Annotated in this window: 16 protein-coding genes; 9 read left to right on the forward strand and 7 right to left on the reverse strand. The window is 71.0% G+C overall.

The features are described from left to right. The first annotated feature begins 1 nt into the window (after position 1). Genes ccrA through meaB form a run of 3 tightly spaced genes read left to right on the forward strand, consistent with a single transcriptional unit; the run spans position 2 to position 2,567 of the window. Positions 2-1,324 carry a crotonyl-CoA carboxylase/reductase gene (ccrA, locus tag DEJ47_RS29570; RefSeq protein ID WP_150173334.1) on the forward strand — a complete coding sequence of 441 codons (1,323 nt, stop codon included), beginning with the start codon at positions 2-4 and terminating at the stop codon, positions 1,322-1,324. A 44-nt stretch (positions 1,325-1,368) separates the two neighbouring features. Further along, complete coding sequence (locus tag DEJ47_RS29575; RefSeq protein ID WP_150173336.1) at positions 1,369-1,776, forward strand: cobalamin B12-binding domain-containing protein; 408 nt, start codon at positions 1,369-1,371, stop codon at positions 1,774-1,776. After that, positions 1,773-2,567 (forward strand): methylmalonyl Co-A mutase-associated GTPase MeaB, encoded by a 795-nt coding sequence (gene meaB, locus DEJ47_RS29580; protein WP_223828543.1) that lies wholly within the window; start codon positions 1,773-1,775, stop codon positions 2,565-2,567. Before DEJ47_RS29575 ends, meaB begins: the two co-directional genes overlap by 4 nt. Before the next feature lie 17 nt (positions 2,568-2,584). Here the strand turns inward: meaB and DEJ47_RS29585 are convergent, their stop codons facing one another. Next, positions 2,585-3,202, reverse strand: a complete 618-nt coding sequence (locus DEJ47_RS29585) for a helix-turn-helix domain-containing protein (protein WP_150173338.1) — start codon at positions 3,200-3,202, stop codon at positions 2,585-2,587. Between the two features lie 107 nt (positions 3,203-3,309). On the opposite strand from DEJ47_RS29585, the gene def reads away from it, so the two are divergent. Together def and mce are read left to right on the forward strand one after the other, a co-directional pair. After that, positions 3,310-3,969, forward strand: coding sequence for a peptide deformylase (def, locus tag DEJ47_RS29590; RefSeq protein WP_150173340.1), 660 nt, complete (start codon positions 3,310-3,312; stop codon positions 3,967-3,969). A 40-nt stretch (positions 3,970-4,009) separates the two neighbouring features. Further along, positions 4,010-4,450 carry a methylmalonyl-CoA epimerase gene (gene mce, locus DEJ47_RS29595; protein WP_150173342.1) on the forward strand — a complete coding sequence of 147 codons (441 nt, stop codon included), beginning with the start codon at positions 4,010-4,012 and terminating at the stop codon, positions 4,448-4,450. Positions 4,451-4,481: 31 nt separating this feature from the next. Here mce and DEJ47_RS29600 read toward each other — a convergent pair whose 3' ends face one another. Next, positions 4,482-6,011, reverse strand: coding sequence for a helix-turn-helix domain-containing protein (locus DEJ47_RS29600; protein ID WP_150173344.1), 1,530 nt, complete (start codon positions 6,009-6,011; stop codon positions 4,482-4,484). Positions 6,012-6,119: 108 nt separating this feature from the next. Next, positions 6,120-8,033, reverse strand: a complete 1,914-nt coding sequence (locus DEJ47_RS29605) for an amidohydrolase (RefSeq protein WP_150173346.1) — start codon at positions 8,031-8,033, stop codon at positions 6,120-6,122. Positions 8,034-8,137: 104 nt separating this feature from the next. Here DEJ47_RS29605 and DEJ47_RS29610 point away from each other — a divergent pair, with 104 nt between their 5' ends. After that, the gene (locus tag DEJ47_RS29610; protein WP_150173348.1) at positions 8,138-9,148 is read left to right on the forward strand and encodes a LacI family DNA-binding transcriptional regulator; all 1,011 of its coding nucleotides are present in this window, start codon (positions 8,138-8,140) and stop codon (positions 9,146-9,148) included. A 152-nt stretch (positions 9,149-9,300) separates the two neighbouring features. On the opposite strand, the gene DEJ47_RS29615 is transcribed toward DEJ47_RS29610, so the two are convergent. After that, positions 9,301-9,897: a TetR/AcrR family transcriptional regulator gene (locus DEJ47_RS29615; RefSeq protein WP_150173350.1), complete on the reverse strand. Its 597-nt coding sequence runs from the start codon at positions 9,895-9,897 to the stop codon at positions 9,301-9,303. A gap of 74 nt (positions 9,898-9,971) precedes the next feature. On the opposite strand from DEJ47_RS29615, the gene DEJ47_RS29620 reads away from it, so the two are divergent. After that, on the forward strand, positions 9,972-10,766 hold the full coding sequence (locus DEJ47_RS29620) for a class I SAM-dependent methyltransferase (RefSeq protein WP_150173352.1): 795 nt from the start codon (positions 9,972-9,974) through the stop codon (positions 10,764-10,766). Between the two features lie 197 nt (positions 10,767-10,963). Beyond that, positions 10,964-13,678 (forward strand): aconitate hydratase AcnA, encoded by a 2,715-nt coding sequence (acnA, locus tag DEJ47_RS29625; RefSeq protein WP_150173354.1) that lies wholly within the window; start codon positions 10,964-10,966, stop codon positions 13,676-13,678. A gap of 79 nt (positions 13,679-13,757) precedes the next feature. Here the strand turns inward: acnA and DEJ47_RS29630 are convergent, their stop codons facing one another. The 3 genes from DEJ47_RS29630 to DEJ47_RS29640 form a co-directional block, all read right to left on the reverse strand. Continuing rightward, complete coding sequence (locus DEJ47_RS29630; protein ID WP_150173356.1) at positions 13,758-14,528, reverse strand: hypothetical protein; 771 nt, start codon at positions 14,526-14,528, stop codon at positions 13,758-13,760. Positions 14,529-14,660: 132 nt separating this feature from the next. Then, positions 14,661-15,053, reverse strand: a complete 393-nt coding sequence (locus DEJ47_RS29635) for a VOC family protein (RefSeq protein WP_150173358.1) — start codon at positions 15,051-15,053, stop codon at positions 14,661-14,663. Positions 15,054-15,132: 79 nt separating this feature from the next. Continuing rightward, positions 15,133-15,642, reverse strand: a complete 510-nt coding sequence (locus DEJ47_RS29640) for a DUF6194 family protein (protein ID WP_150175935.1) — start codon at positions 15,640-15,642, stop codon at positions 15,133-15,135. Between the two features lie 46 nt (positions 15,643-15,688). Here DEJ47_RS29640 and DEJ47_RS29645 point away from each other — a divergent pair, with 46 nt between their 5' ends. Next, positions 15,689-16,453, forward strand: a complete 765-nt coding sequence (locus tag DEJ47_RS29645) for a MerR family transcriptional regulator (RefSeq protein ID WP_223828544.1) — start codon at positions 15,689-15,691, stop codon at positions 16,451-16,453. Positions 16,454-16,468: the final 15 nt, after the last annotated feature.

Below are 16,468 nucleotides of genomic sequence, written 5' to 3' on the forward strand. Positions count from 1 at the left end.
CATGGACGAGCTTTCGGCAGCTGTGATCGCGGGCGCCTCGCCCGACGTACTGGAGAGCCTTCCGGTCCCCGCCGAATACAACGCTGCCCATCTGCGAGCCGAGGACGTCGGCATCTTCTCCGGTGTGGAGGACAAGGACGTCCGCAAGACCATTCACCTCGGCAGGGTCCCGATGCCGGAACTCGCCCCCGACGAGGTGCTGGTCGCCGTCATGGCGGCGGCGATGAACTACAACACCATCTGGTCCGCGACCTTCGAGCCGCTGCCCACCTTCAACTTCCTGCGCCACTACGGCAAGCAGGGCGGCTGGGCCGCCCGGCACGACCAGCCCTACCACGTGCTCGGCTCGGATGCCGCCGGAGTGATCGTGCGCGTCGGTGACGGGGTGCGCAACTGGAAGGTCGGCGACCACGTCGCCGTGGCGACGGCACACGTCGACGACCAGGAACCGCTGACCCAGCACGACGGCATGCTGGGGCACGAGCAGCGGGCCTGGGGATTCGAGACGAACTTCGGCGGTCTCGCCGACTACGCGGTCGTCCGGGCCAGCCAGTTGCTGCCCAAGGCCGCCCACCTCACCTGGGAGGAGGCGGCCAGCAATCCGCTGTGCGCCGGCACGGCCTACCGGATGCTCGTGAGCGAGCGCGGTGCCAACATGCGTCAGGGCGACGTGGTGCTGGTGTGGGGCGCGGCGGGCGGCCTCGGCGGCTACGCCGTCCAGTTCGTCCGCAACGGCGGCGGCATACCGGTCGGCATCGTCAGTTCGGACGAGAAGGCCGAGGTCGCGCGCAAGCTCGGCTGCGAACTGGTCATCGACCGCCGGGAGATCGGCGAGATCTCCGCCGACCCGGACGTCACCGTGGCCGCGGGCAAGCGGCTCGGGAAGATCATCAGGCGTGAGGTCGGCGAGGACCCGAACATCGTCTTCGAGCACGTCGGCCGCGAGACGTTCGGAGTCTCGGTGTTCGTCGCCCGTCGCGGCGGCACCATCGTGACGTGCGGATCGAGCACGGGGTACCAGCACACCTTCGACAACCGCTACCTGTGGATGCGGCTGAAGAAGATCGTCGGCAGCCACGGGGCGAATCTGTACGAGCAGCACCAGGCGAACCGCCTCATCCAGCGCGGCAAGGTGATGCCGATGCTGTCCGCGGTGCACCCGTTCCAGGAGACGGGCGAGGCCGCACGGGCGATCCAGCTGAACGAGCACCTCGGCAAGGTCGGCGTGCTCTGCCTGTCGCCGGCCGCCGGGCTCGGCGTCACCGACCCGGCGCTGCGCGCGCGCATCGGCGAGGACCGGGTCGCCCCGCTGATGACGGCATGACGTCGTCGGCTCCGATCGCAGACACGGAAAAGTCCGGGGGACAGATGCATCGAGTTCGAGTGGTGGTCGCCAAGCCGGGGCTCGACGGCCATGACCGGGGCGCCAAGGTGGTGGCGCGGGCCCTGCGCGACGCCGGTATGGAGGTCATCTACACCGGCCTGCGGCAGACACCCGAGCAAATCGTCCGCACCGCGCTGGAGGAGGGCGCCGACGCGGTCGGCCTGTCCCTGCTGTCGGGCGCCCACATGGAACTGGTGCCTCGGATCCTGAAGTTGCTGGCCGAGAACGACGCGGCGGATGTGCCGGTCTTCTGCGGCGGGATCATCCCGCCGGAGGACGCGCGTCTGCTCGTCGAGATGGGTGTACGCCGGATCTTCACCTCCCGTGACTCCCTCCCGGAGATCATCGATTGGGCGCACGCCAACCTGCGCCCGCTGGAGGTGACCGGGTGACGGGGGAGCCGCTGCACGCCCTGCTGGAATCCGCCCGGCAGGGCAGCACCCGCGCGCTGGCCCGCCTCATGGGGCGTGCGGAGAACCATGACCTCGCGGCCGCCGACCTCGGCGCCCCGGGCGCGGCGGGTGCTGCCGGTGCGGCCTGCCCGGTCATCGGCCTGACCGGTCCGCCGGGTGTCGGCAAGTCGACGTTCGTCTCCTGCCTCGTCGCCGAGTACCGGCGGCGCGGGAAGCGGGTGGCGGTGCTCTGCTTCGACCCCTCGTCGCCGGTGACCGGCGGCGCGCTGCTCGGCGACCGCATCCGTATGCAGGCGCATGCGGACGACCCGGGGGTGTTCATCCGGTCGGCCTCCAGCCGGGGTCACCTCGGTGGCCTCTCGGCGACCGCCCGGCCCATGATCGCGGTCCTGTCCGCGGCCGGGTTCGACGTCATCCTGATCGAGACGGTCGGGGCCGGGCAGTCGGAGGTCGAGATCGCGTCGGTCGCCGACCGGACCGTCGTCGTCCTCGCCCCCGGCGCGGGCGACGGAATCCAGTTGGCCAAGGCCGGTGTGCTGGAGGTCGCCGACCTGTACGTCGTGAACAAGGCGGACCAGGACGGGGTCCACGGGCTGGTCCGCGAACTGCGTGCGATGGTCGCGCTGGGCACCCGGGACATCCCCGTGGTGACGACCACGGCGAGTCGGGGCGAAGGGGCCGCGGAGGTCATCTCGGCCCTCGGCACCGAGAACCCGGCGGACGCGACGAATGCGCCGGACGCGCCGGGCGTGACGAACTCGCCGGCATAGGCGGGCTCTCCGGGGCGTCACTCCTCCGGGCGTACGTCCACGGACGACCGGGCTGACCGGGTCGCACCACCACTACCACCGTCGTCGTCGAGGAGGGGGAACAGCCGGGCGACCGCGGCCACGGGCCTCGCCCCCGCGACGGCCCGGTGGTCCCGGTCGCGATACGCGCCCACCAACAGCCTGATGGAAGCGGCGAGTTCGGCCATCTCCGCCGGGGTGAGGTGGACCACGGCGCTGAACGACTCGTCGTGCTTCCAGTCGGCCGGCGCCCGGTCCCGGTGACTCAGCCAGTGCTGGTAGCTCTCGTCCTCCAACCCCCGTGCCAGATCGTCGAACCGCTCCGGCGCGTTCTGGTCCGGCGGGGGCCCCGACTCCCACCTGAGCCGCCACGGCCGCGCCCGGCCGCCCTCCCGCGGAACCTCCTCGATGAGGCCGTGCCGGGCGAGTTGGCGCAGGTGGAAGGAGCAGAGGCCGGAGCTGTGGCCGAGGCGGGCGGCGGCCTGTGTGGACGTGACGGTGCCGAGCTCGGCCAGCAGGTCCAGCAGGGCGACGCGCACGGGATGGTCCGGTAGGGACTGTCGGGCACGGCTCAACGTGTGCTCCCTGGCGGGTGTTTGACGGTCGTTGTCGCTCACTTTGCAAAGGCTGCTACTTTGGAAAGCGTTCGGTCAAGCTGGGCAGGCGCCGGCCGGGGAGCACGTCCCCGGCCGGCGCGTGCATGTGCGGAAGGCGTGGAAACTCCATGGCAGTTCGGAACGGTGACATCTCGCAGGACCGCCGGGTGCGGGTACAGGGGGAGCCGGTCGACTCCTACCCGCAGCTCGCCCCGGAGGTCGAACGGGGTGCGGTGCACCGCATCACCGTCGTCGGGGAGGAGATCCTGAACCGGCGCTGCCGGGAGGTCACCGAGTTCGGCACGCCCGAGCTCTCGCAGTTGATCGACGACATGTTCGCCACGAACCAGGTGGCCAACGGCGCGGGCCTAGCGGCCAACCAGATCGACGTGGACCTTCAGTTGTTCGTGTGGGACATCGTGGACGACTGGGGAGTGCGCCATGTCGGGCACATCGCCAATCCGGTCCTGGACGAGATCGCGACCGAGGATCGCGTGCTGGTCGAGGAGTCGGAGGGCTGCCTGTCCGTGCCGGGTCCGTACCGCATGGTGCCCCGGCTCGACCGCGCGGTGGTGCGAGGCCGCGACAAGGACGGCAACCCTCTCGTGATCGAGGGCCGGGGCTACTTCGCCCGCTGCCTCCAGCACGAGACGGACCACCTGCACGGCCACCTCTACCTGGACCGGCTCAGCAAGCGGGAACGGAAGTCCGCGCTGCGCGAGATGGAGGGCTCCAAGGAGGAGACGTTCGCCCGCCGCGCCGCCGCGGCCAAGAAGCTGGGCAAGTGACGGCTTGCATGATCATCCGCGGGTGAGGTGAACTTGAGCCATGCTGACGCGAATTGATCACATCGGGATCGCCTGCTTCGACCTCGACAAGACCATCGAGTTCTACCGTGAGACGTACGGTTTCGAGGTCCTCCACATCGAGGCCAACGAGGAACAGGGCCTCCGGGAGGCGATGTTGAGGATCAACGGGACGTCGGACGGCGGTATGAGTTGCCTCCAGCTCCTGGAGTCGACCCGCGAGGACTCCGTGGTGGGCAAGTGGCTGGCCAAGAACGGCGAGGGCGTCCACCACATCGCGTTCGGCACGGCGGACGTGGACGGCGACGCCGACGCCATCCGGGACAAGGGAATCCGGGTGCTCTACGACGAGCCGCGGATCGGGTCCATGGGGTCGCGGATCACCTTCCTGCATCCCAAGGACTGCCACGGGGTGCTGACCGAACTCGTCACGGCCGCGCCGTCGGACCGGGCCGGGCACTGACCCGCCCGCGTCCGACGGCGCTCCGCCGCCGTCAGATGTCCCGGAACGTCTCGATCTGCGCGCCCACCGAGTTCAGGCGCTCCGCCAGGTCCTCGTAGCCGCGGTTGATCACGTACACGTTGCGCAGCACCGACGTGCCCTCGGCGGCCATCATCGCGAGCAGGACGACCACGGCGGGGCGCAGGGCGGGCGGGCACATCATCTCCGCCGCGCGCCAGCGGGTCGGGCCCTCCACCAGGACGCGGTGCGGGTCCAGGAGCTGGAGGCGGCCGCCGAGGCGGTTGAGGTCCGTGAGGTAGATCGCGCGGTTGTCGTAGACCCAGTCGTGGATCAGCGTCTTGCCCTGCGCCGCCGCCGCGATGGCCGCGAAGAAGGGCACGTTGTCGATGTTCAGGCCGGGGAACGGCATCGGGTGGATCTTGTCGATCGGCGCCTCCAGCTTGGAGGGGCGGACCGTGAGGTCGATCAGGCGGGTACGGCCGTTGTCGGCCGGGTACTCCGCGCTGCGGTCGTGGTCGAGGCCCATCTCCTCCAGGACCGCGAGCTCGATCTCCAGGAACTCGATCGGCACCCGGCGCACCGTCAGTTCCGACTCCGTGACGACCGCGGCGGCCAGCAGGCTCATCGCCTCGACCGGGTCCTCGGAGGGGGAGTAGTCGACGTCGACGTCGATGGTGGGGACGCCGTGCACGGTCAGGGTGGTCGTGCCGATGCCCTCCACCTTGACGCCGAGCGCCTCCAGGAAGAAGCACAGGTCCTGGACCATGTAGTTCGAGGACGCGTTGCGGATGACGGTCGTGCCCGCGCCCCGCGCCGCGGCGAGCAGCGCGTTCTCGGTGACCGTGTCCCCGCGCTCGGTCAGGACGATCGGGCGGTCGGGGGAGACGTCGCGGGCGACCGTCGCGTGGTACAGCCCCTCGGTCGCCGCGATGTCCAGGCCGAACCTGCGCAGCGCGATCATGTGTGGCTCGATCGTGCGGGTGCCCAGGTCACAGCCGCCCGCGTAGGGCAGCTTGAAGTGGTCCATGCGGTGCAGCAGCGGGCCGAGGAACATGATGATCGAGCGGGTGCGGCGGGCCGCCTCCGCGTCGATGGCGTCCATGTCCAGCTTGGCGGGCGGCACGATCTCCAGGTCGACGCCGTCGTTGATCCAACGGGTGCGTACCCCGATGGAGTTGAGGACCTCCAGGAGGCGGTAGACCTCCTCGATGCGGGCCACGCGGCGCAGCACCGTACGGCCCTTGTTCAGGAGGGACGCACAGAGCAGCGCCACGCACGCGTTCTTGCTCGTCTTGACGTCGATGGCGCCGGAGAGCCGACGGCCGCCGACAACTCGCAGATGCATGGGGCCCGCGTACCCGAGCGAGACGATTTCACTGTCGAGAGCCTCGCCGATTCGGGCGATCATCTCAAGGCTGATGTTCTGGTTGCCGCGCTCGATGCGGTTCACGGCGCTCTGGCTGGTGGAGAGCGCCTCGGCGAGCTGCGTCTGCGTCCAGCCGCGGTGCTGCCGGGCGTCGCGAATGAGCTTGCCGATGCGTACGAGGTAGTCGTCTGCCATGAGTCGTACGTTATCTCAGATATGAGATGCCGTACGCGCTGGGGTAGGCCATCTGAGGTTCGGCCGTAAGAGGGGCTTTCTCCCGGTTCGCCGAGGCGCGGGGGGAGCTCAGCCACAGCCGCACGAGGCGTGCCGGCCGTGCACCGACGCGTACGCCGTGGGCCGGGGCCCCGCCGCCGCCCGCGTCACTCGGGCGGCGGCCGCGCGTCCTGCCGACGACTGTGCGTCGTGCACCACTGTGCCTCCGACGAGCGTCATGCGCACCTCGGACGAGCTGATATCGGCCACCGGACACCGCGTCACATCGCGGTCGAGCACCACGAGATCGGCTGCCTTCCCTCTCTCCACGGTGCCCGTGAGGTGGTCCGAGCGGAGTTGACGCGCGGTGCCCGCGGTGTGCATGAGCAGGGAAGACGTACGGCTGAGGCCTTCCTGCGCGCGGTACAGGTCGCCCTCGCCCTCCATGCCCTCGCGGTCGATCGCGGTGCGGATCTGGTTCCAGACCTGCAAAGGGTCGACCGGCCAGTCCGAGCCACCCGCGAGCGCCGCGCGCCGGTCCCGAAGGCTGCGCGCCGGGTACTGCCAACGGTGGCGCCGTGCCCCGATGTAGGGCAGCAGGGCGTCCATCGTCCACGTGGTGCGGGCGGCCCACTGGAGCTGCATGCAGGCGACGACGCCGAGTGCGGCGAACCGCGGCAGATCGGCGGGATCGACCAGTTGGAGGTGTGCGGTGGTGTTGCGGAGATCACGGCGGCCGGTCTTCCGCAAGGCGTACGCGTACCCGTCGAGGGACGTGCGCACGGCGCGGTCGCCGATGGCGTGCGCGTGCATCTGCCAGCCCTCGGCGTTGAAGGCGGCGCTGAGCCGTCCGTAGTCCGCCGCCGACACGTACAGGTCGCCGCGGTGGTCGGTGGGCCTGCCGTCCTTGTCGAGGTACGGCTCCAGGAGCGCGGCGGTCTGCGCCGGGTACTCGACGACACCGTCGAGGAACACCTTGATGGTCCCGAAGCGCAGTCCTCGTACGTCATCGAACTCCGCCCGCAGCTTCTTCGCGTACGCGAGTGCCGCGGCCGGATCCTTCGTCATGTCGGTCTCCACGCGCAGGGCGGGCACGATGCGCTGGAGCAGCCGGTCCGACGCGGCGAGCCGCTGATACAGCTTCAGCTCGGCGCGCCCCACGACGGCTTCCATGAACGTGGTGATGCCGGACGCGGCGGCCTCGGCGAGAGTTTTCGCCGCTGCATCCGCCAACTGGGTCTCGTCGGGCTCGGGGATGTGCCGTGCGACGAGCGGCTGGGCGTCGTCCTTGAGCACGCCCGTCGGCCTGCCGTCCGCCCCCTTCACGATTCTGCCGCCGACCGGGTCCGGCGTGGACGCGGTGATCTTCGCGATGTCCAGGGCCCGCTGATTGGCCCACAGGTTGTGGCCGTCGCCGCCGCGCAGCGCGATCGGGCGGCGCGTCGGCAGGGCGTCGAGCATCGTGTGGTGCGGGGCGGTGCCGTGCGGCAGGAGCCCGACCGGATTCCAGTCCTCCACGACGAGCCACCCGTCGGGCTCCTGCTCCGCCGAGTCCTTGAGGAACCCCGTCAGCGTCTTCTGGAGCTCCTCGACGGTCTGCTCGGCGCCGGCCAGCGAGGGGCGCAGCGACCGGCTCGCGGCGTCCATCGGGTGGGCGTGCCCGTCGTGGATGCCGCTCATGACGGTGCCGCCCGCCGCGTCCACGACGTCGGTGTCCCGCCCCACGTGCCGCTTGACGGCGGCGTCCGGACCGACGGCGAGAATCCGCCCGTCCCGCCCGACGGCGACGGCTTCGTGCCGGGTGGGGTGGGCGGAAGTGCCGGTGAAGACGCGGCCGTTGTGGACGACGAGGGCGGCGGAGCGGCGACGGGACGAGGGGGACGCGGGGGAGGCCGCGGCGGCGGGACCGGCCGCGGTGACGAGCCCGGCGGCTCCGGCGGCGGCGAGGAGCCCCCTCCGCGAGAGGGGAGAGGGCTGGGCGGGGGCTTCGTACGACGGGGACACGACCACACACTCCAAGGCGTAGCGGGACCGATGAGGAAGGTGGAGGGAACCCTCGACGAGTAATCCGTTAACCAGAACCCGTCCCGGACGACGGATTCCGTACGATGTGCCACGTGCCACGGCCGACTCTCGCCGACATAGCCCGCGCCGCGGAGGTCTCGACGGCGACGGTCTCGCACGCCCTCAACGGCACGGGACGGGTCGGCGACGCCACCCGCCGCCGGGTCCGCGAGACGGCGACCCGCCTCGGCTACGGCACGCCGGGCCCGCCCCGCACCCGGACGCTCGGCATCGCGGTCACCACGTTCCCCGGCGCCTGGAACTACACCGACATCGCCTACTTCTCCCGCGCCGTCACCGCGGCCACCTCCGCCGCCCACGCCCGCGGCTACGCCCTCGTCACCCTCCCCGCCGACCGCGCCGCCGACGACTCCTGGCACCACCTCGCCGTCGACGGAATGCTGATCATGGACAGCCCGCGCGGCGATCCGATGGTCCGCGCCCTGCGCGCCCGCGGCATCCCGCTCGTCTTCGACGGGGTCCCGGGCGACCCGCTCCCCGGCGACCACTGGGTCGACAACGACCACGAGTCGGCGACCCGCGAGGTGCTCGACCACCTCGCGTCCTCCGGTGCCCGCCGCGTCGCCCTCCAGTCCGGCAGCGGCGGCGAGCACTACGCGCACGCGGTGACGGCGGCGTACGAACGCTGGTGCGCGGACCACGCGAGGACCCCGCTGATCGTGCCGTTCGACGAGACCGACGACGGAGGCAACGCGTTCGACGCGCTCCTGGGGGACCCCGGGAACCGGGTCGACGCCGTCTACGCCGCGTACGACCCCGGAGGCCGCCAGCTCCTCGCCGCCGCGGCCCGGCACGGCCTGCGCGTCCCCGACGACCTGCGCGTGGTCTGCGCGAGCGAGGACCCCGCCTACGCGCGGACGACCCCACCCGTGACGACGCTGACCCTCGCCCCGGAGCAGATGGCCCACGCCGCCGTGGCGGTCCTCGTCGCCCTGATCGAGGACGACGGGACGGTGCCGTCGGGCCCGGTGACGGTCCCGGCGGGCCTGGTGGTGCGGGCGTCGTCGGAGGCGTGCCCGGCTCAACGGGTTTGAGGCGCGGCCCCCGCGAGGACGGTGAGAACGCCACGGCGTGCTTCCGCAGCCCGGGGCGCACCGTCCTCACGCCCCGCGCCCATCCGCGACGCGCCGCCCGAGACGCGTTGTCGCCGTCCTGGCTGGTGCGGACGTCGTCGGACGCACCCGGCTCAACCCGTCCGAGGTGTCGCCCCCGCCAGGACCGTGTCGACGACCCGACGGACCTCCACTGCTGACGGAGCACCGCCCTCGTACCCCGCGAACAGCAGATGTCCGCTCCCGATGACGGTGAACGCGAGCGTGTCGGGGTCGGACCCGGCGGTGAGCCGGCCGAGGTCGCGCTCCGCCGCGAGGTAGGCGGCAAGCACGGCGCCCGCCTCCGTCAGGAGAGGGATGCCGACCGGCGTCGTCCGCCGCAGCCGCGCCCGCAGCGCGTCCCGCGAGGTGACCAGACCGAGCACGCCCAGCGCGAGCGGCCCGAACAGGTCCGTCAGCGCGGCGGCGACGTGGTCGACGACGGTGCCGGTTCCTGCCGCCCCGCGCAGGGCCGCGCCCCGCGTCTCGACCTCGCCGATCCGGTCGCGCACCAGCTCGGCGAGGAACGCGTCGAAGTCGTCGAAGTGCCGGTGCAGGACCCCCTTCGCGCACCCCGCCTCCGCGGTGACCGCCCGGCTGGTCAGCGCGTTCGGGCCGTCCCGGAGCAGGACGCGCTCGGCGGCGGCGAACAGCTGCTCGCGCACATCGCGGATGGCCACCCCTGTGGGCACGTCGGTCCCGCCTCTCTGCCGTACCGTCCACCCGGCCATTGACGAGTGGGCACGTGCCCACTCAAAGTGGGCGCATGCCCACTATCCCTGAGAGCGAGCCCCACCGACACCGTCGGATGGCGGAATCCTTCGGCGCGGACGCCGAGCGCTACGACCGGGCCCGCCCCCGCTATCCCACCCCGCTTGTCCGCCGCATCGCCGCGACCGCCCCCGGCCCGACCGTCCTCGACGTCGGCTGCGGCACCGGAATCGTCGCCCGGCAGCTGCGCGCAGCGGAGTGCGAGGTGCTCGGCGTCGAGCCCGACGAGCGGATGGCGGAGCTGGCGCGGGGGCTCGGAACGGAGGTCGAGCCCGGGACCTTCGAGGAGTGGGACCCGGCGGGCCGCACGTTCGACGCGGTGGTCGCGGGTCAGGCCTGGCACTGGGTCGACCCGGTCGCGGGGGCGGCGAAGGCGGCGCGGGTCCTGCGCCCCGGCGGCCTCCTCGCGGCGTTCTGGAACATGCACGAGCCGCCGCCCGCCGTGGCGGACGCGTTCGCCGACGCCCTCCACGCGGTGGCGCCCGACGTCCCGTTCGACGTCCGGGCGAAGCCCGGCCCGGACCCGCTGCTCGACACGGCCGCCGACGGCATCCGTGCGACGCGCGCCTTCGGCGACCCCGAGCGATGGTCGTACGCATGGGAGTGGACGTACACCCGCGACGCCTGGCTGGACCAGCTGCCGACGCAGGGCGCGCTCACCCGCCTCCCGGTCCGGGCGCGGTCCGAGGTGCTCGCGGCGGTCGGCGCCGCCGTCGACACCCTGGGCGGCAGCTTCACCATGCGCTACACGACGGTGGCGCTCACCGCGCGTGCCGGGGGCGCCCCGTGACGCAGGGCATGCGGGCGCGCCTCGTCGGACCGAGGGGTCATGTACTAGAGTTATCTCGACATCGAGATATCTGCCGAGGCGCACCAGAAGCCGCCACTCGGTAAGGGTTACCTAACTAAGCCTTACCTTAGCGGACCGACGAGGAGTCGTGGCGGCAGGATGTACGGAACGCGCGAAAAAATCTGAAGGAGACTGTCGTGTCGGCGAACAGCTTCGACGCCCGCAGCACGCTGCGCGTGGGCGACGAGTCGTACGAGATCTTCAAGCTGGACAAGGTCGAGGGCTCCGCACGCCTTCCCTACAGCCTGAAGGTGCTGCTGGAGAACCTGCTCCGTACCGAGGACGGCGCGAACATCACCGCCGACCACATCCGCGCGCTCGGCAACTGGGACTCGCAGGCCCAGCCCGCGCAGGAGATCCAGTTCACGCCGGCCCGCGTGATCATGCAGGACTTCACCGGCGTCCCCTGCGTCGTGGACCTCGCCACCATGCGTGAGGCCGTGAAGGAGCTCGGCGGCGACCCGGCGAAGATCAACCCGCTGGCCCCGGCCGAGCTGGTCATCGACCACTCCGTCATCGCCGACAAGTTCGGTACGGCGGACGCCTTCGGCCAGAACGTCGAGCTGGAGTACGGCCGCAACAAGGAGCGCTACCAGTTCCTGCGCTGGGGCCAGACCGCCTTCGACGAGTTCAAGGTCGTCCCCCCGGGCACCGGCATCGTCCACCAGGTCAACATCGAGCACCTGGCCCGTACGGTCATGGTCCGCAACGGCCAGGCCTACCCCGACACCCTCGTCGGCACCGACTCGCACACCACGATGGTCAACGGCCTGGGCGTCCTGGGCTGGGGCGTCGGTGGCATCGAGGCCGAGGCCGCGATGCTGGGCCAGCCGGTCTCCATGCTCATCCCGCGCGTCGTCGGCTTCAAGCTGACCGGCGAGCTGAAGCCGGGCACCACCGCCACGGACCTCGTCCTCACGATCACCGAGATGCTGCGCAAGCACGGCGTCGTCGGCAAGTTCGTCGAGTTCTACGGCGAGGGCGTCGCCGCCACCTCGCTCGCCAACCGCGCCACCATCGGCAACATGTCGCCGGAGTTCGGCTCCACCGCCGCGATCTTCCCGATCGACGGCGAGACGCTGAACTACCTGAAGCTGACCGGCCGCTCCGAGCAGCAGGTCGCGCTCGTCGAGGCGTACGCCAAGGAGCAGGGCCTCTGGCTCGACCCGGCCGCCGAGCCCGACTTCTCCGAGAAGCTGGAGCTCGACCTCTCCACGGTCGTCCCGTCGATCGCCGGCCCGAAGCGTCCGCAGGACCGCATCGTCCTCGCCAACGCCGCCGAGCAGTTCAAGACCGACGTGCGCAACTACGTCGACTCGGTCGACGAGGCGGGCAAGGAGTCCTTCCCGGCCTCCGACGCCCCGGCCACCACGAACGGCGTCCCGTCGAACCCGGTCCTCGTGACCGCCCCCGACGGCTCGACGTACGAGCTGGACCACGGCGCGGTGACGGTCGCGGCCATCACCTCCTGCACCAACACCTCGAACCCGTACGTGATGGTCGCCGCCGCGCTCGTCGCGAAGAAGGCCGTCGAGAAGGGCCTGACCCGCAAGCCGTGGGTCAAGACCACCCTCGCCCCGGGCTCCAAGGTCGTCACCGACTACTTCGACAAGGCGGGGCTCACCCCCTACCTCGACAAGGTCGGCTTCAACCTCGTCGGCTACGGCTGCACCACCTGCATCGGCAACTCGGGCCCGCTCCCGGACGAGGTCTCCAAGGCCGTCAACGACCACGACCTGGCCGTGACGTCCGTCCTCTCCGGCAACCGGAACTTCGAGGGCCGCATCAACCCCGACGTCAAGATGAACTACCTGGCGTCCCCGCCGCTGGTCGTCGCGTACGCCCTCGCCGGCTCGATGAAGATCGACATCACCACCGAGGCCCTCGGCGCCGACCAGGACGGCAACCCGGTCTACCTCAAGGACGTCTGGCCCACCGAGGCCGAGGTCAACGACGTCGTGGCGAACGCCATCGGCGAGGACATGTTCAACAAGTCCTACCAGGACGTCTTCGCGGGCGACGCCCAGTGGCAGGCGCTGCCGATCCCGACCGGCAACACCTTCGAGTGGGACAGCGAGTCCACCTACGTCCGCAAGCCCCCGTACTTCGAGGGCATGGCGCAGGAGCCGTCCCCCGTCGAGGACATCCAGGGCGCCCGCGTCCTCGCCAAGCTGGGCGACTCGGTCACGACCGACCACATCTCCCCGGCCGGTGCGATCAAGGCCGACACCCCGGCCGGCAAGTACCTGACGGAGCACGGCGTGCAGCGCCGCGACTTCAACTCGTACGGCTCGCGCCGAGGCAACCACGAGGTCATGATTCGCGGCACGTTCGCGAACATCCGCCTGCGCAACCAGATCGCGCCGGGCACCGAGGGCGGCTTCACGCGTGACTTCACGCAGGAGGACGCGCCGGTCTCGTTCATCTACGACGCCTCGCGCAACTACATCGACCAGGGCATCCCGCTGGTCGTCCTCGCGGGCAAGGAGTACGGCTCCGGCTCGTCCCGCGACTGGGCCGCCAAGGGCACCGCGCTCCTCGGCGTCAAGGCCGTCATCGCCGAGTCGTACGAGCGCATCCACCGCTCGAACCTCATCGGCATGGGCGTCCTGCCGCTCCAGTACCCCGAGGGCCAGACCGCGTCGTCCCTCGGCCTGACCGGCGAGGAGACCTTCTCCTTCACCGGCGTCACCGAGCTGAACAACGGCTCGACCCCGCGCACGGTCAAGGTCACCACCGACACCGGTGTCGAGTTCGACGCGGTCGTCCGCATCGACACCCCCGGTGAGGCGGACTACTACCGCAACGGCGGCATCATGCAGTACGTGCTGCGCAGCCTGATCCGCAAGTAGGTCGGCGGGCAGGACCCAGCAAGCGGTCGAGGGGCCGTACCCCCGGACACGTTCCGGGGGTACGGCCCTCGCCGCGTTCTCACGTCAGCGGAACGCTCTTGACGGCCGACAGCAGCGGCACGAGAACGTAATCGCCGTTGCCCGCGCCGCAGACCGGCCGGGTGTCGACGGTGTCGGAGATGTTCGTGCCCGTCGTGTACCGCCTGTCCGGCGCCGGCACGACGCTCGTCATGTGGCTCTTGAGCCGCTCCGAGTAGTACACGCACTGGTGCAGGTTGAGGCGGCTGCCGGTGGTCAGGTCCAGGGGCAGGGAGCCGGAAAGCCCCGGGTTGGGCACGTGGCTGCCGTTGCCGGGCCCGCAGGTGGGGGAGGTCTCCTTGGTGTTCGAGACCTTCGTGCCGGTCGAGTAGCGCCCGTCGCCGCTGGGCGTCACCAGGGTGGTGAAGCGGTCGGTGCTCGCGCTCCGGTAGTAGTCGCACTGCTGGAGGTTGAGGTAGCGCCCCGCGCCGAGGTCCAGCGCGTTGACGCCGTGCAGGACCGGCACGGGTACGTGATTGCCGTTCCCCGCACCGCAGGCCGCCGTGGTGTCGGCGGTGGCGGAGTGCTTCGTGCCGGTGGAGTAGCGGCCGTCGCCGCTCGGGGTGATGAACGTGTTGAAGTGGTCGTCGAGGCTGCTCGCGTAGTACGCGCACTGGTGCAGGTTGAGATGGCCGGAGGCGGCGAACGCCGACTCCAGGACCCGCTGGTCCCCGGCCACGGCGACAGGCGCCGCCGTACCCACGAATGTTGCCGCGCCGACCGCGAGGGCGAGTGCCGGTCGCCAGCCGCGCAGGGCCGTCCGTCGCATCATTTCGTTTCTCCCGTCCGGGTGCGGGCTGCGCTCTGGAACCGTCCCGCACTTCCTGCGAAGAAGGTCCCAGGGGCACCCCGCGCCCCGGTATCCCGAAACCTGGGGATGGCGGAAACGCGCGGCTCCGTCCGGCTACACCTCGGGCCACCCGCCGTACGGCACGGTGATGAGCTCCATCGCGTGCCCCGCCGGATCGAGGAAGTACACGCCCCGGCCGCCGTCGTTGCGGTTGAAGTCGCCCGGCAGCGTCTGCCGCGGATCGGCCCAGTGCTCGATCCCACGGACCCTGATCTTCTCGTACGCCGCCTCGAACTCCGCCTCCGAGACCAGGAAGGCGTAGTGCTGCGGGGTGATCGACTCGGCGGGAACGGCGGCGAAGTCGAGAGTGACCGAATTGCTGAGGGCGACCGCGACGAACGGTCCCCATGCGCCGGAGATTTCGAGGCCCAACAGCTCCGCGAAGAACTCGGCGGACTCCCGGTTGTCCCGGGCGTGGACGATCGTGTGATTCAACTGAACGGACAAGGAATGCCTCCACAAGGCATCTCCCGACACCTCCATGCCTCACCCAGCCGGTGACCGGCACGCGATGTCGCCGTGGATCTTAGACACGACGACGTCGCGCTGTCGAGAGGCTGGTCGACCGAGCGCTGTGTGCCGGACCGTGCCGCCGTGCGAACCGTGCCCGAGCCGCCTCGTGGGCGTCGCGCAGCAGCCGTACGACCGTGTCGGCCGTCCGCTCGCCGGGATTGACGACGCAGACCCAGCCCAGCGCGCCGTACACCGGGTGCGGCAGCACGCGGTCGGCGGTCGCGTGGTCACGGGGTCGGGTGATGCCGTGCGGCTCCTCACCGGTGAGGTCCCGGAACGTCGCGCGGTCGACGCGGACGTTGACGCGCCAACGGCCCGGGAGGTCCAGGTCGGAGGCGGTGTCGTCCGGGTAGTTCTTGGTGACGACGGTCCCGTAGGGCTGGACGTTCTCGGGCGGTCGGCCATCGGGGGCGTAGTAGAAGAACGCGTCACCCCACGCGAGCTCGGGGGAGTCGCTCCCCGGCTCCGGGACGAGCACGAGCGCGCCGTCGAGGTTTCGTACGGTCGCGATGATCTGTTCCATACTCATGGTTCAAGCATCACCTTCAAGTGCTCATGTGGGGTTTGCGGTGGACGGAACCGCGAGTGGCGGTCGGCGGCGAACGGAGCGGCTGAGGACCGTCGATGTCGCCCGCGAGGCGGGGTACTCGGTGCAGCAGGTCCGTGACCTGGAGCGGCTGGGCGTCATTCCGCAGGCCGCGCGGTCGAGCAACGGCTACCGCTCGTACACGGCAGCCCACGTGCAGGCTCTTCGCGCCTATCGCGGACTCGCCGCCGCCGTCGGGCCCGTCGAGGCCCGGCGGCGGCTCGCGGAGCTGCGGACGGCGACGATCGCCGAGGCCGCCGCGGCGATCAGCGCGGCGCACGTGCGGCTCGCGCGGGAACGGGACGAGGCCCTCCGCGCGCAACAGGCGTTGCGCGCGATCCAGGGGGAGACGGACACGCCCGGACCGGAGCGGGACGGCGACACGATGACGATCACGCAGCTGGCCGCGGCGCTCGACGTACGCCCCTCGACCCTGCGGTTCTGGGAGGAGGAAGGACTCGTCACCCCTGAGCGGGTGACGTCACTGCGAGCACGTCGGTACGGCCTCGCGGCGATCGGCGAGGCCCGGATCGTCGCCGCCCTCCGCAACGCCGGATACGGCGTTCCCGCGGTGCGCGACATCATGGGCTCCCTGCACCGGTTCGACGGGCAGGGGCTGGGAGAGGCCGAGCACATCCTGCGGCAACGCCTCGACCGGATCGCCTCGCGGACCGTGGCGCTGCTCCGGGCGGGCGCGGACCTCGCAGCCGTCGTCACGTCCGGTCAGGAACCGCCGGTCGCCCGATAGGGCCGTACCGCTCCC

The sequence above is a fragment of the Streptomyces venezuelae genome (assembly GCF_008642355.1).
Lineage (GTDB): Bacteria > Actinomycetota > Actinomycetes > Streptomycetales > Streptomycetaceae > Streptomyces > Streptomyces venezuelae_B.

Excerpts from the sequence above, each read along its gene's own strand:
- DEJ47_RS29630 (WP_150173356.1), bottom strand. The coding sequence starts at position 14,528 with ATGATGCGACGGACGGCCCTGCGCGGCTGGCGACCGGCACTCGCCCTC.
- DEJ47_RS29575 (WP_150173336.1), top strand. The coding sequence starts at position 1,369 with ATGCATCGAGTTCGAGTGGTGGTCGCCAAGCCGGGGCTCGACGGCCAT.
- DEJ47_RS29600 (WP_150173344.1), bottom strand. The coding sequence starts at position 6,011 with ATGGCAGACGACTACCTCGTACGCATCGGCAAGCTCATTCGCGACGCC.
- DEJ47_RS29620 (WP_150173352.1), top strand. The coding sequence starts at position 9,972 with ATGCCCACTATCCCTGAGAGCGAGCCCCACCGACACCGTCGGATGGCG.
- ccrA (WP_150173334.1), top strand. The coding sequence starts at position 2 with ATGGACGAGCTTTCGGCAGCTGTGATCGCGGGCGCCTCGCCCGACGTA.
- mce (WP_150173342.1), top strand. The coding sequence starts at position 4,010 with ATGCTGACGCGAATTGATCACATCGGGATCGCCTGCTTCGACCTCGAC.
- DEJ47_RS29640 (WP_150175935.1), bottom strand. The coding sequence starts at position 15,642 with ATGGAACAGATCATCGCGACCGTACGAAACCTCGACGGCGCGCTCGTG.
- def (WP_150173340.1), top strand. The coding sequence starts at position 3,310 with ATGGCAGTTCGGAACGGTGACATCTCGCAGGACCGCCGGGTGCGGGTA.
- DEJ47_RS29610 (WP_150173348.1), top strand. The coding sequence starts at position 8,138 with ATGTGCCACGTGCCACGGCCGACTCTCGCCGACATAGCCCGCGCCGCG.